The sequence below is a fragment of the Allosphingosinicella vermicomposti genome (assembly GCF_003012815.1).
Lineage (GTDB): Bacteria > Pseudomonadota > Alphaproteobacteria > Sphingomonadales > Sphingomonadaceae > Allosphingosinicella > Allosphingosinicella vermicomposti.
The window spans coordinates 431,807-445,397 of sequence record NZ_PXYJ01000001.1 but is presented as its reverse complement, the minus strand read 5'-3'; the positions used below and the strand labels follow the sequence as shown (position 1 = coordinate 445,397).

Here is a 13,591-nt window from a genome sequence, read left to right as displayed (position 1 = left end):
TGGACGTCACTTACCGGTCATAGGCCTTGGGAAGCTGCCCCTCGGCCGGATCGAGATAGCGGTCGCGAAGCCGGGTCTGACGGCTGCCGAGCGGCTGCTGCGCCCCGTCGATCAGCATCAGCGCGGGCGCCGAGCTCAGCTCGAGCGGATCGCCGTCCCAGATCACCACGTCGGCGCGGCGGCCAGCGCGGAGAGATCCGAAATCATTGCCAAGGCCCATTACTTCCGCAGGGCCGGAAGTAATGGCGGCCAACGCCTCGTCCCAGCTGAGCCCGCTCGCGCCCGGCACCTTGGACAGGGCCACGAGATTGCCCGCCGACTGCTTGGCGTTGCGCGGCTGTCCGCCAACCTCGCCGACGCCAAGCTTCACGCCCGCATCCTGCATCCGCCCGTAATTGGACTGGGTGGCGGCCAGCACTTCGAAGGATGAAGGCAGGTCATTGAGGGCCGATGCGATGACGGGGACGCCCGCCGCCGCGATCCTGTCCGCGACCATCCAGCCTTCGCTCGCGCCGACCAGCACGAGTTTCAGCGCCGGAAATTCCTCCCGCAGCTTAAGCACTTGCAGGATGTCGCTCGCTTGCTCGACATGGACGAGCAGAGACTGCTTTCCTTCGACGACCGGCACGAGCGCCGCGGCATCGAGGCGCATCAGAAGCGCATCCGAATCCCTGCCGCCATAAGCGGACGGGTTTCGGGCATATTCCCGCGCTTCCAGCATCGCGTTGCGGAAGAAAGCGTAAGCCGCCGCGCGGCTGCCGCCCGCTTCATTCGCGCCGCGCTCGCCGAACTCCACGAACTGGAAGGCGCGCGGGACAAACACCGCATCGCGATCCTCGCCCGTGTCGACCAGCGCGCCTTGCCCTGCGAACATCGTGCGCGCCGTATCGGGCGCAATCACGGCACGGGTGACGCCACGACCCCGGCTGATCGCCATGGACGACACGCGCGCATTGACGGCTGGCGCGACATCCAGCGCCGCCGAAAATGGCGAGCTCGCCGCAACCGTATCGTTGGTATCGCCAACCGCTTCGACCTCGACGAGGCCAAGCTGCGTAAAGCCCGCGACGAGGCCCGGCGTGACCCAGCGCCCCTCCGCATCGATGCGCTGGGCATCGGCCGGAACACTGACATTGGCGCCCGCCGCGACGATGCGGCCGTTGCGGATCACCACCGTGCCATTGTCGATCGGCGCCGATCCGTCACCAATCGCGACCTTGCCATTGGTGATCGCAATGGTCTGCGCGGCGGCGGGGGCGGCAATCAGCGCCGCAAGGGCAACCAACCCCGTTCGCATCGTGCGGAGTCGAGATGCGTTTGCGCCCACGGTTCTCGACTTCGCTCGAACCGAACGGTGGTTGGGTCGGAAGGAGCGGGAGTTGAGGGATAAAGTCATTTCACATCTCCCTCACCCGGCTGGCCGAGCTCGAAGTCCGACACCGGCCTCCGCTTCGGATCATTGGCATCATACATCAGCGCCCCGTCGATCCACACGCGCTCGGGCCGGGTGTAGACGCTGAACGGATCGCCGTTCCACAGCACCACGTCGGCCATCTTGCCGGGCTTCAAACTGCCCGTCTGGTCGGAGATGCCCATCGCCTTGGCCGGATTGTAGCTGAGCCACGTCCAGGCGGTTTCCGGCGCGATCTCAATCCCCGCGCGGCGGCCATCGCCCATCGCTTTGGCCGCTTCCTGATTGAGGCGCTGGATACCGTTGGAATCGTCGGAATGGACGATCGTGCAGGCGCCCGCTTTGTGCATCAGCGGAATATTCTCGTTGATGGCGTCATAGGCTTCCATCTTGAAGCCCCACCAATCTGCCCACAAAGCACCGCAGACATTGTTGTCGCGGAGCAGGTCGGCGATCTTGTACGCCTCCACCGCATGGTGGAAGGTCGATACCTTGTAGCCGAACTCTTTCGCCATATCCAAAACCTGCGCCATTTCATCGGCGCGATAGCAATGGTTGTGGACCAGGATTTCGCCGTCGAGCACACCGACCAGTGTCTCCATCTGGAGGTCGCGGGGCGTATTCGGATCCTTCGCGACCTTGCGCTTATAATCCTGCGCCTTGAGCCAGGTCTGGCGATTGAGCGCCATATTGCCCATGCGCGTGCCGGGCATCTGGTTGCGATTGCCATAGACGCGCTTGGGGTTTTCGCCGCACGCCATTTTGAGGCCATGGGGCGCGCCCGGAAACTTCATGCCCTGAACGGTGCGCGCGGGCACGTTCTTCAGCGTTACCGTGCGCCCGCCAAAAAGGTTCGCCGATCCCGGCAGGATCTGAAGCGTCGTCACCCCGCCATTGGCGAGCGCACGGGAAAAGCCCGGATCCTGCGGCCAGACGCTATGTTCGGCCCATACCTCAGGCCGAACGGGGCTGGTGATTTCATTGCCGTCGGAATGCGCCTCGACCCCCGGGCTCGGATAGTCGCCAAGGTGACTGTGAATGTCGATGACGCCCGGCGTCACCCATTTGCCCGCCGCGTCGATCCGCGTCGCGCCTTCGGGGATCGCCGTGTCCGCCCCGCCGACCGCGAGCACCTTGCCGTCGGCCAGCACCACCGTGCCGTTGTCGATCCGCCCGCCTTCGCCGTCGAACACCGTCGCGCCGGTGATCGCGGTCACCACGCCCGGATACGCCTTGTAGGTGGAGGCGTAGACCGGTTCCGGCGCGGCAGCCTCAGGCGTTTGCGAAGAAGCGGCCTTCGGCTCTTCGCCCGACGTGGTCGCGCAGGCGGAGAGGAGGGCCGCAAGCGCGGCCCCCGTCAGCAGATGTTTCATGGTGCTGCCCCTTGTTCGATCTTACGCTTTGCCCGGTACAGTCTCGCCATTGGTGTTCGGCGACGGTGCGATCGGCTCGGCGAGCTCCGGCGTTCCCGCCATCCGCTCGTCCTGCAGCGTGTCGAGATGCATCAGGCGCTTCACGAAGGGCGCGAGCACCAACACGACGACACCGATACCGACGGCGGTCCAGCCGACCGTGGTCCAGACGTTTAGGAACAGTTCCTTCGCGCCTTCGCCGCTTTCGGCATTTTCGGCGCCCGTCGCGGCCGAGATCTGGCCCGCGACGAAGTTGCCGCCCGCCGTCGCGAAGAACCAGGCGCCCATGATGAGGCCGGCCATGTGACGCGGCGCAAGCCGGTTCATGGCGGAAAGCCCAACGGGCGACAGGCAAAGCTCGCCGGTCGTGTGGAGGAGGTAGAGGAAGACGATGAGGATCATCGGCGTCATGTTCTGGCTGCCAAAGGCCTGCGCGCCCCAGACGAGGGCGAGGAAGCCAAGGCCGACCTGAACGATGGCGAGGCCGAACTTCGCCGGGGTCGACGGCTCGATACCGCGACGGCCGAGGCTGGTCCACAACGACGCGAAGACCGGGCCGAGCAGGATGATGAAAGCCGCGTTGACCGACTGGAACCAGGTGGTCGGGATTTCATAGCCGAAGAAATTGCGGTCGACGTGACGGTCGGTGAAGAGGTTCACGCCCGCGCCCGCTTGCTCGAACAGGCCCCAGAAAACGGGCTGGAGGAGAAGCAGGAACAGGATCGCGAAGATGCGGTCGCGGTCGTCGCGCGGCAGCTGCCGAACGGCGGTGAAACCGATATAGCCAAAGAGCGCGAGGCCGGAGATCAGCAGCAATGTACCCACGACCTGCTGATATTGGACGAGCGCCCAGATGATCGCGATCGCGACGAGGCCAAGGCCGTAGAGCAGCCATTCGAAGGGGACGCCCGCAACGCGTTCGCGGAGGCGTTCCGGCGCGGGGGGCTCGGCCCGGTTCATGAGAAGCGGACGGCCCCAGATGAAGACGAGGAGGCCAAGCAGCATGCCGACGCCGGCAGCGCCGAAGCCGTAGGACCAGCCATAGGTTTCGCCGAGGAAGCCCGCGATCAGAACGCCGAAGAAGGAGCCGAGGTTAATCCCCATATAGAAGATCGTGTAGGCACCGTCGCGACGGACGTCGGTACGCGGATAGAGCTGACCGACGATGACCGAGATATTGCCCTTGAGGAAGCCCGAGCCGACGATAATGAAGGCAAGGGCGAGCCAGAAGATGCTGATCGTCGGATCGCCCTGTCCGCCTGTCCCTTCGAAGGCCATCAGGAAGTGGCCCAGGGTCAGGACGACAGCGCCGAACAGCACCGCCTTTCGTTGCCCGAGATAGCGGTCGGCAAGATAGCCGCCGAGCACCGGCGTGATGTACACGAGGGAGGTATAGGCACCATAGATCAGCGATGCGTCGCCGTCCGAGAAAAGCCAATGCTTCGTCAGGTAGAAGATGAGCAGGGCGCGCATCCCGTAATAGGAAAAGCGTTCCCACATCTCCGCGAAGAACAAGACGAAAAGGCCGCGCGGATGACCAAGAATGGTCTTTCCTTCTGCCGCTATTGCCGGATTGGTTGCCACTGACGCTTCACTCCCAACATGGATGGCCGCCCCATTCACCCAGGGACAGCGCGTTGGGCGGGCAGACTAACGCGCAAAACGCTCTTGTGAAGCCGGATTGTGACGCCCATGTGCCAATCATGTGTCCTAAACGCCGGAAACCACTCGCCGTCATCCCGGCGAAAGCCGGAATCTCAGGACGAAAAATGCACCATTCTTCTCGACGAAATCCCGGGCGCTCGCCGGGATGACGTCCGCTAGGACAACCAAATGCTGAACGATCTTTCCACGCCCCTCTCGCTCCTGAAGACCCGCCGCTCGGGCCGCCCGCGCGACCTCGTCGAACCCGGGCCCGATGCCGCGCAGCTCCGCGAGATTTTTGAAATTGCGGCGCGCACCCCCGACCATGGCAAGCTCCACCCCTGGCGCTTCATCCACGTGCCGAAATCCGCGCGCGGCGCCTTTCACAGCCTGCTCGGTGACGCCTATCGCGCCGCCAATCCGGAGCCCGGAAGGCTGGAACTGGAAGCCGTGGAGCGCTTCGCTAACCAAGCCCCCGAACTCGTCATCGTCACCTTCCGCCCGGTCGACAGCCCGCGCATTCCCTTGTGGGAGCAGGAACTGTCCTGCGGCGCCGCCTGCATGAACCTCCTCTCCGCCGCCCATGCGCTCGGCTATGCGGGCGGCTGGGTTACGGGCTGGGCCGCCACGTCCGAACAGGTGACCCGCGCCTTTGCGAGCCAAGAAAACGAACGCATCGCGGGCTTCATCTTCATCGGCACACCGGGCGTAGCGCTGGAAGAGCGGCCAAGGCCCGATCTCGACGAGGTTGTAACGGAGTGGAAAGGCTGAACGGTCGAGCTTCAACGCCTAAGAACACGGCCCACGCCCTTCGACAAGCTCAGGGCTAGCGGCTGAGAGAATACTCGGAACCAAGGGCTTTTTGTCAGCAACCAACCTGCCCGCCCGCCCCGGCCGGACCAGTCCTGTCCCCACCCCGCTAGTCCTGAGCCTGTCGAAGGACGTTCCAGCCAGCCCCAAACCCGAACCATTCAGCGCATCCCAACACTTGACCCCCTCACTGTCTTAGTTCACTATGGCGCCATGCCCAATGATGACCGACCCGTTTACCTCCGCCTGCGAGACAGCATCGCGGCTGGAATCCTCGAAGGCCGGGTGAAGGACGGCGATCCCCTGCCCTCGGTTCGCGCGCTTGCGGCCGAGCATGGCGCCAATCCGTTGACGGTCGCCAAAGCCTATCAGACCTTCCAGGACGAAGGGCTGATCGTCGTGAAGCGCGGGGTCGGCATGTTCGTCGCGGAAGGCGCGGCGCAGCGCCTGCTGGCCGCCGAACGGTCGGATTTCCTCGACAATCGCTGGCCGGGCATTTCCGCGCATATGAAGCGGCTTGGCCTCGACGTCGAAGATTTGGTAGAGCGCGCCCTCGCCTGAGCGGGGTTTAATGTGACTGCCCTTTTTATTCTCGCCTTCGCGCTTGCGATGGATGCCTTTGCCGCGTCCCTGTGCCAGGGCGCCGTTGCGCGTCCGGGGCCGGGCGGCGCGATCCGCATCGGCGCGGCATTCGGGACGGCGCAGGCGCTCATGCCGCTCATCGGCTGGGGTCTCGGCATCGCCTTCGCCGGGGTTATTCAGGCGGTGGATCACTGGGTCGCGCTGATCCTGCTCGGCGCCCTTGGTCTCCGCATGATCCGGGCTGGACTGAATGAAGAGGCTGACTGCGCGCCGCCGCTCATGGGCTGGGCCCTGCTCTCGGCTGCCGTCGCCACCAGCATCGATGCCGCCGCGGCGGGCGTCACCCTGCCCCTGCTCGAACAGCCGGTCCTGATCGCAATCCTGGTGATCGGCGCGACGACGGCTATCCTTTGCTTCGGCGGCGTCTTCGCGGGTGCGGCGCTCGGCTCCCGCCTTGGCAAGAAAGCCGAGGTGGCGGGCGGCCTGATGCTTTTAGCGCTCGGCCTCAAGATCTTCACCGAGCACCAGTTCCTCGGCGCCTAACCCGGTTCGCTCAGACCGCTGAAAAATCCAGCCCGATATCCGCCGCGGGTGCCGACTGGGTGATCCGTCCCACCGAGATATAGGTCACGCCGCTCTCCGCTTTGGCGCGGATGGTCTCGATCGTGACGCCGCCACTCGCCTCGGTCGGCACGCGGCCATTCACCAGCGTCACGGCTTCGCGCAGGGTCGCGGCGTCCATATTATCGAGGAGCAGGTGCGTCGCGCCCGCGCCGATTGCCGGTTCGATCTGGTCGATCCGGTCGACCTCCACAATGATCCGCTCGATCCCGACATCCACAGCGCGGCGCACGGCTTTCGCCACCCCACCGGCGACGGCAACGTGATTGTCCTTGATCATCGCGGCATCGTCGAGCCGCATCCGGTGGTTGGTCGCTCCGCCCATGCGGGTCGCATATTTCTCAAGCACGCGGAGGCCGGGAATGGTCTTGCGCGTATCAAGCAATGTCGCGCCGGTCCCCGCAATAGCATCGACATAGGAACGGGTAAGCGTCGCGATGCCGGACAGGTGTTGCAACGTGTTGAGCGCCGAACGCTCCGCCGTCAGCATCGCGCGCGCATTGCCCCTGATCCGCAGAAGCTCCGTCCCGGCGGCAACGCGGCTGCCATCCTCAACCAACCGCTCGATCTCAACCTGCGGATCCAATGCCCGGAAGAAGGCCTCGGCAACCGGCAAACCCGCGACGACGATTGCATCGCGGCTGTCCATCACGCCTTCGAACCGCGCATCCTCCGGAATGACCGCCGCCGACGTGATATCGCCGTGATCGCCCAGATCTTCCGCCAACGTGTCCCGGACGAAGCGGTCCAGGTCGAACCGCTCAAGCGCGAAGCCCGCCATCAGGCGCCGGTGATGATCGGCTTGCCGACATCCCCCTGCCCCACCGTGCGGCCCGCCATGTCGAGCATCCGGTCGAGCGACTTCTTGGCCGCAAGGCGCAAGTCCTCGTCCATCTCGATACGCGGCTGCAAGTCCCGCAGCGCGATGTAGAGCTTCTCCATCGTATTCAGCGCCATATACGGGCACATATTGCAATTGCAGTTCCCGTCCGCGCCCGGCGCACCGATGAACGTCTTGTTCGGCGCGGCCTTTTCCATCTGGTGGATGATGTGCGGCTCGGTCGCGACGATCATCACGTCCGACGGCGAATTCAGCGCATAGTCGAGGATCGCCTTGGTCGATCCGACATGATCGGCATGATCCAGAATATGGCCCGGGCATTCCGGATGGGCGAGCACGGGCGCGCCCGGATATTGCGCCTTCAGCTTCAGCAATTCGGTCTCGCTGAATGCCTCATGCACGATGCAGACGCCCGGCCACAGCAGCATGTCACGCCCGGTCTTGCGGGCGAGATAGCCGCCGAGATTCTTGTCCGGGCCGAAGATGATCTTCTGTTCCTTGGGGATTTGGGCAAGGATCGTCTCGGCTGACGAGGAAGTGACGATGATGTCGCTGAGCGCTTTCACCTCCGTCGAGCAATTGATGTAGGTGAGCGCGATATGATCCGGATGCGCCTCCCGGAACGCCTTGAACTGATCGGGCGGGCAGCTGTCTTCCAGGCTGCACCCGGCGTCCATGTCCGGCAGCACAACGATCTTGTCGGGCGAGAGGATTTTCGCCGTTTCCGCCATGAAGCGGACGCCGCAAAATGCGATCACGTCGGCGTCGGTCGCCGCGGCCTTGCGGCTCAAATCCAGGCTGTCGCCGATAAAGTCGGCAATGTCCTGCAATTCCGGCGCCTGATAATAATGGGCGAGGATGACGGCGTTCTTTTCCTTGCGGAGCCGGTCGATTTCGGCGCGCAGGTCGAGGCCCTTCAGGCTGAGGTTCGGAGCGTTCATGTCTTCGCCTTACTCTCTTCCAAAACATCTTCAATCCGCCGCGAACGATCGAGCTGCGATGGATCACGGGTGCCGGCTTCCCCGGCAAAGCGGGCGACGACCTTCGCCTCGATCCCGGCCGCACGCAGCGGCATTGCGAAGCTACGCTCAACGGCGGTGCGGGCGGCATTGCGCGCCAGCCGCATCGGCGTCTGCGCGCGGGCCTGTTCGAGCAGGCTTTGCGTGCCGCGCTGCCGGTTCGCCGCGTCGAGCGCAGCCTCGGCATTGGTCAGCGACATGAGGACGCCGCCGCCCGAATATTCCTGCACCTGATTAAGGTCGATCTCCGGCCCCGCAATTTCTACCGGCGGCAGGGTGACGTTGAGCGTGTTCGTCGCGGCATCCCAATCGAGATCGTCGCGCTGCAACTTCGCAAGGTCCACTTCATAGCGGACGGTGCCCGGCAGGATCATCGTCTTCTGCGCATCAAGGCCAAAGCGCGACTGCGTGGACGTCACCACCGCAACATAGCGCGCGACGAAGGGCGTCAGCCGCGCCTGCTCCCGCACCGATTGCAGACTTGCCGTCGCGATCGTCTCCGGATCTGGCCCGCGCCCGAACAGGCCGGGAAGCTTCATCGCGCCCATTAGCGCGGCGCCTAGAATCAGTCCGGCGGCCAGCACCGCGACAAGAATGAATGGACGCTTCATGCAGCGAGCCGCCACGCTTCGCCGTCGCGCGCCACTACGCCCCGCCCTTCAAGATCGAGAAGGTGGGCCAGTACCGATCGCCCCGCCGCGACGTGAAGACGCGGGTCGAGGCCCTTATACATCTGCCCCACCATTGCCCCGATATCGCCCACGCCCTGTTCGAGATGACGCAAGATTTGCCGCTCGCGCTGCTTCCTGTGGCCCATAATGCCGCGAATGAGCTGCTGCGGCTTCTCCACCGCCGGACCATGGGCCGGGTAATAAATCCGGTCCTCGCGCAAACGGAGCTTGTCGAGGCTGCTCATATAAGCGGCCATATCGCCATCGGGCGGCGACACCACCGTCGTCGACCAGCCCATGACATGATCGCCGGTGAACAACACCCCCGTCTCCCGAAGCCCAAAGCAAAGGTGATTGGACGTATGCCCCGGCGTCGCCACGGCTTCCAGCGTCCAGCCCGGCCCCTCGACCGTCTCCCCATCGCCCAGCACACGATCCGGCGCATAATCGAAATCGAACGCCGCATCGGCCCGCGGCCCATGATCGTCGATAGCGAGCGGCGCGCACCCGACAATCGGCGCCCCGGTCGCCGCCTTCAACGCGCGGCTCCCCGGGCTGTGATCGCGATGCGTGTGCGTGCAAAGGATCGCCGCCACCCGCTCTTCGCCAAGCGCGGAAAGCAGCGCGGCAAGATGCGCCTCATCCTCCGGCCCCGGATCGATAACCGCCACCGCGCCGCGTCCCACGACATAGGTTTGCGTCCCGGTAAAGGTAAAAGGCGACGGATTGGGCGCAAGCAACCGCCGCACCAGCGGCTCCACCTCTTCCATCCTGCCCGTAGGCCAATCGTTCATGCCGCCCATGTGGCATCCCAGGCCCCTAAATCCAAGACTGGGGTGACCAATCCTCCATACGCACCAGGGAAGACAGCGCGCTAATGCTGCAATGTAGAATGATGGCGAGATTAGAAGGGCGCCCTTATCCAACCCCGCCAGGGCTGAGCCTGTCGAAACCCGACCAAGCCTCCAGCCCTTCCTCGGCAGGCTCCGGATTAATAAACTGTCCCGCGGGCTTCAGCCGTTTGACCTGCCACCAGATCCTAATCGCCGGTGACCGCCAGCTATCGACCACTCACCAGCGCCAACGCTGTCGGCAAATTTTACAACCAAGCAACAGATTACTTGAGCGTTAACCATAAGAAGCGCGCAAAATCGTTATTCTCACAATATGGCACGAGACCTGTATCATGTCCCATGTCCACACACGATCCTATCGTGACATAAGGGGCGGGCTGGCTGATTTTCCGATCTCGCCGCCCGCCCCTTATTGTTTTTGGGGTTAAGCCTTGGCGACATCCTTGTCAGCGATCAGCTGCTGCAATTCGCCCGCTTCGAACATTTCCATCATGATGTCCGATCCGCCGACGAACTCGCCCTTCACATAAAGCTGGGGGATGGTCGGCCAGTCGGAATAGTCCTTGATGCCGTTGCGGATCTCGGCATCCTGCAACACGTCGACCGTTTCGAACTTGACGTTCAGATGATCGAGGATCGCCACCGCGCGGCTCGAAAAGCCGCATTGCGGGAACAGCGCCGTGCCCTTCATGAACAGCACCACGTCATTGCCGTTCACGATCTCGTCGATGCGCGCCTTGATATCGCTCATTTCAATTCACTCCTATTCCGGTATCGCGGTGGTGAGCTGGAGCGCGTGGAGCACCCCGCCCATCCGGCCGCCGAGCGCATCGTAAACGCGCCGTTGCTGCTGGACGCGGCTCTGGCCCCGGAAGCTTTCCGAAACCACCCGCGCCGCATAATGATCGCCGTCTCCGGCAAGATCGGTGATCTCGACATGGGCATCGGGAATGCCCTGCCGGATCAACGCCTCGATCTCGCTTGCTTCCATGCCCATCGGATCAGTCCTGCGCCTCGATCATCTGGCGCCGTGCTTCAACCTGCTTGTGCTCCAGCGCCTCGCGGATGCGCGCTTCGTCGACATCGACGCCAGCAGAGGTCAGGTCGCCAAGCAGCTTACGCACCACATCATCATCGCCCGCTTCCTCGAAATCGGCGCGAACCACGTCCTTGGCATAGGCTTCGGCCTCGACCTCGGTGAGCCCCATCAAATTCGCGGCCCAGGCCCCCACCAGCCGGTTGCGGCGCGCGATAATGCGGAACTGCATTTCCTCGTCCCGCGCATATTTGGTTTCAAAAGCCCGCTCGCGATCGTCGAAAGTCGTCATGGATGATCCTACCCTGTCACATTCCCCGCCGAGATAGGCGCGGATCGCCACAGGCGCAATGTTCGGGAACGCGGCTTAATTAACCCTGCTCCGATCCCCCCGCCCCGCTAGTCCTGAGTTTGTCGAAGGACACTACAGCCCGCGCCACGGGAAGCCTCCGCGAACGAACGGGACGAACAGGCTTCGACAAGCTCAGCCCTATCGGTGGTGGTGGGCACGATTCCCACAAAAGCTCATTCCACCACCAACCCGTTAGTCCTGAGCCTGTCGAAGGACGGTCCACCCGCCCCCCATCCAAAACACAACGCAGCTCTAAAAACTCACTCCCCGGGCCGCGCCTCGCCCGCATCCGGCTTGTCCTGCTCCGCAGCCCGATTGGCCTGATCGGCCTCCCATTGCAGCCGCTCCGCCCGGTCGGGCTCGGGCATGTCCGGAGAACAAGCCGCAGTCAGGAACAGTAGGGCCAATGCACCGCGCCTCATCCGCAATCCTCCATCGTCACCACCAGCTTGCCCACCGCCTTGCGCGCAGCCATGTGCGCGATAGCCTCACCGCCCTGCGCCAGCGGCCAGGTGCGGCTAACCTTGGGGGCGATCTTCCCCTGGTCCCACAGCCGGAACAAAGTCTCCACATGCGCGGCATTGGCCCCCGGATCGCGCGCCGCGAACGCGCCCCAGAACACGCCGCACACATCGCAGCTCTTGAGCAAGGTGAGATTGAGCGGCAGCTTCGGAATTCCCGCCGGAAAACCGACGACCAGATAGCGCCCTTCCCACGCGATCGAGCGAAGCGCGGGCTCGGTATAATCGCCGCCCACCGGATCGTAGATGACGTCCGCGCCATTCGGCCCCACCGCGTCCTTGAACTGCTGGGCCAGCGCCTTGGATTGATCCTTGTCGAACGGCCCGCGCGGATAGACGATCGCCGCGTCGGCCCCCGCCGCCTTCGCCACTTCCGCTTTTTCTTCAGAGGAAACAGCGGCAACGACACGCGCCCCGAAAGCCTTGCCGAGCTCGAGCGCGGCCAGACCCACGCCGCCCGCCGCGCCGAGCACCAGCAGAGTCTGGCCCGCCTCCAGCCGCCCCCGATCGAGCAGCGCATGGATGGACGTCGCGTAAGTCAGGATCAGCGCCGAACCCTCCTCGAAACTCCGCCCCTCCGGCAGCTTCAGGGCCATGGCGGCAGGCACCACCACCTTTTGCGCAAGGCCCCCATGGCCGATCATCGCGATCACCCTGTCGCCCGCCGCCCAGCCGGAAACGCCCTCACCCACCTGTTCGACGACCCCCGCAACCTCACCGCCCGGCGCGAAGGGCCGCTCGGGCCGGAACTGATACTTGTCCTCGATAATCAGCACATCGGGATAATTGATCGCGCAGGCCTTCACCCGCACCAGCAATTGCCCCTTGCCCGCCACCGGATCGGGGAGATCGGAAAGCTCCAGCGTTTCAGGCCCACCCGGCGATTTCGACAAGAGAGCCTTCATGCCTTACCTCTTAATCCAGCAGGGCCTGCAAAGCCCGCATATCGGTTTCCCGTATCGCCGCCGACAGCACATCCATCTTGGACATATAATCCAGCGAAACGGTCATGCTGCGCACGGCATTTTTCGGCGCGCCGGCAAGGTAAGCAGGATTGAGCTTGGCGAAAACCCTCGTGGGTTTAGCCGGGCAGTCATAGCGCTTCGCCGGATTCCGCAAATCCCCGAAGCAGGCTCGTTGCGTTTTCTGCGCAGGCGAAAGGCTGGCCAATGCCGCCTCGACCGCTTCGACCTTCGATTGCGTATAGGCATCGCCCGGCTTCGCCGCCAATGTGCGGCGCAAACCGGCAAGCTCCATCGTCGCCGCTTCGGCTTTGGTCAGCGGCAGGATAACGGGCCGGTCCGGCTTCGTGATCAAAATCTTCAGGCTGTCGCCATCGGGAACGCGGGCGATGCCGTTGGCGCTGAAAAGCTCCGGCCGAACCTGATAAACGTCCGGCTCCCCCGCCCAATTCGCGGACGACAGCAGGTGCGGGCTGTTGAAGAATATCTTGATGTTGGGAAGATCGCCCGCGCCCCCGATCCGGGCGATGCCGACGACGCCCTCGACTTGGCGCGGCCCCTTGGAGAAACTGCTCTGGTCGCCCCTCTTGCCGCCATAGCCAGCCATGAGCTTGAGCTGATAACCCGTCATATTGGTAATGGCCGGCGTCGCCAGAACATGCCGCATCGCCGCGCGCATTTTCGATTGCAGCGCCGCATTGTCCTGGGGCGCGCCGCCGCCCAGCGTCACGCCGTCCACCGAAGCTGCGCTCGGGCCCCCGCTGCCCCGCCCACGCTGCGCCTGCGCAACGCTCGTCGAAAGGGCAACGATCACGGCCGCAGCTAAAATCTTCTTCATCTCATCATCCTGTAATT

16 protein-coding genes are annotated in these 13,591 nt (G+C 64.0%); 3 read left to right on the top strand and 13 right to left on the bottom strand.

The window, feature by feature from the left end:
- Nucleotides 1-10 precede the first annotated feature (10 nt).
- From C7I56_RS02180 to C7I56_RS02170, 3 genes are all read right to left on the bottom strand, one after another.
- A complete protein-coding gene (locus C7I56_RS02180) occupies nucleotides 11-1,297 on the bottom strand; it encodes an amidohydrolase family protein (protein ID WP_106638898.1) in 1,287 nt (428 codons plus the stop codon).
- A gap of 95 nt (nucleotides 1,298-1,392) precedes the next feature.
- On the bottom strand, nucleotides 1,393-2,784 hold the full coding sequence (locus C7I56_RS02175; protein WP_106638897.1) for an amidohydrolase: 1,392 nt from the start codon (nucleotides 2,782-2,784) through the stop codon (nucleotides 1,393-1,395).
- A gap of 21 nt (nucleotides 2,785-2,805) precedes the next feature.
- Nucleotides 2,806-4,407 carry a peptide MFS transporter gene (locus C7I56_RS02170; protein ID WP_106638896.1) on the bottom strand — a complete coding sequence of 534 codons (1,602 nt, stop codon included), beginning with the start codon at nucleotides 4,405-4,407 and terminating at the stop codon, nucleotides 2,806-2,808.
- Nucleotides 4,408-4,656: 249 nt separating this feature from the next.
- On the opposite strand from C7I56_RS02170, the gene C7I56_RS02165 reads away from it, so the two are divergent.
- The 3 genes from C7I56_RS02165 to C7I56_RS02155 all read left to right on the top strand — a co-directional run bounded on the left by C7I56_RS02165 (nucleotide 4,657) and on the right by C7I56_RS02155 (nucleotide 6,402).
- A complete protein-coding gene (locus C7I56_RS02165; RefSeq protein ID WP_106638895.1) occupies nucleotides 4,657-5,238 on the top strand; it encodes a nitroreductase family protein in 582 nt (193 codons plus the stop codon).
- 252 nt (nucleotides 5,239-5,490) lie between these two features.
- On the top strand, nucleotides 5,491-5,838 hold the full coding sequence (locus C7I56_RS02160) for a GntR family transcriptional regulator (protein ID WP_106638894.1): 348 nt from the start codon (nucleotides 5,491-5,493) through the stop codon (nucleotides 5,836-5,838).
- Nucleotides 5,839-5,850: 12 nt separating this feature from the next.
- Nucleotides 5,851-6,402 (top strand): manganese efflux pump MntP, encoded by a 552-nt coding sequence (locus C7I56_RS02155; RefSeq protein WP_199792309.1) that lies wholly within the window; start codon nucleotides 5,851-5,853, stop codon nucleotides 6,400-6,402.
- A 10-nt stretch (nucleotides 6,403-6,412) separates the two neighbouring features.
- Here C7I56_RS02155 and nadC read toward each other — a convergent pair whose 3' ends face one another.
- The 10 genes from nadC to C7I56_RS02110 form a co-directional block, all read right to left on the bottom strand.
- Entirely contained in the window at nucleotides 6,413-7,261 is an 849-nt protein-coding gene (gene nadC / locus C7I56_RS02150) for a carboxylating nicotinate-nucleotide diphosphorylase (RefSeq protein ID WP_106638893.1), read from the bottom strand.
- Nucleotides 7,261-8,262 carry a quinolinate synthase NadA gene (gene nadA, locus C7I56_RS02145; RefSeq protein ID WP_106638892.1) on the bottom strand — a complete coding sequence of 334 codons (1,002 nt, stop codon included), beginning with the start codon at nucleotides 8,260-8,262 and terminating at the stop codon, nucleotides 7,261-7,263. The genes nadC and nadA overlap by 1 nt, the downstream gene beginning before the upstream one ends.
- A complete protein-coding gene (locus C7I56_RS02140) occupies nucleotides 8,259-8,951 on the bottom strand; it encodes a DUF4230 domain-containing protein (RefSeq protein ID WP_106638891.1) in 693 nt (230 codons plus the stop codon). Before C7I56_RS02140 ends, nadA begins: the two co-directional genes overlap by 4 nt.
- Nucleotides 8,948-9,814: an MBL fold metallo-hydrolase gene (locus C7I56_RS02135; protein WP_106638890.1), complete on the bottom strand. Its 867-nt coding sequence runs from the start codon at nucleotides 9,812-9,814 to the stop codon at nucleotides 8,948-8,950. The genes C7I56_RS02140 and C7I56_RS02135 overlap by 4 nt, the downstream gene beginning before the upstream one ends.
- 475 nt (nucleotides 9,815-10,289) lie before the next feature.
- The gene (grxD, locus tag C7I56_RS02130) at nucleotides 10,290-10,616 is read right to left on the bottom strand and encodes a Grx4 family monothiol glutaredoxin (protein ID WP_106638889.1); all 327 of its coding nucleotides are present in this window, start codon (nucleotides 10,614-10,616) and stop codon (nucleotides 10,290-10,292) included.
- A 12-nt stretch (nucleotides 10,617-10,628) separates the two neighbouring features.
- A complete protein-coding gene (locus tag C7I56_RS02125; RefSeq protein WP_106638888.1) occupies nucleotides 10,629-10,862 on the bottom strand; it encodes a BolA family protein in 234 nt (77 codons plus the stop codon).
- A gap of 4 nt (nucleotides 10,863-10,866) precedes the next feature.
- Nucleotides 10,867-11,193 carry a DUF1476 domain-containing protein gene (locus C7I56_RS02120; protein WP_106638887.1) on the bottom strand — a complete coding sequence of 109 codons (327 nt, stop codon included), beginning with the start codon at nucleotides 11,191-11,193 and terminating at the stop codon, nucleotides 10,867-10,869.
- 320 nt (nucleotides 11,194-11,513) lie between these two features.
- Nucleotides 11,514-11,675 carry a hypothetical protein gene (locus tag C7I56_RS12225; RefSeq protein WP_158702957.1) on the bottom strand — a complete coding sequence of 54 codons (162 nt, stop codon included), beginning with the start codon at nucleotides 11,673-11,675 and terminating at the stop codon, nucleotides 11,514-11,516.
- Complete coding sequence (locus C7I56_RS02115) at nucleotides 11,672-12,679, bottom strand: NADPH:quinone oxidoreductase family protein (protein WP_106638886.1); 1,008 nt, start codon at nucleotides 12,677-12,679, stop codon at nucleotides 11,672-11,674. The genes C7I56_RS12225 and C7I56_RS02115 overlap by 4 nt, the downstream gene beginning before the upstream one ends.
- 10 nt (nucleotides 12,680-12,689) lie before the next feature.
- Complete coding sequence (locus C7I56_RS02110) at nucleotides 12,690-13,574, bottom strand: hypothetical protein (protein ID WP_106638885.1); 885 nt, start codon at nucleotides 13,572-13,574, stop codon at nucleotides 12,690-12,692.
- Between the last annotated feature and the right edge of the window lie 17 nt (nucleotides 13,575-13,591).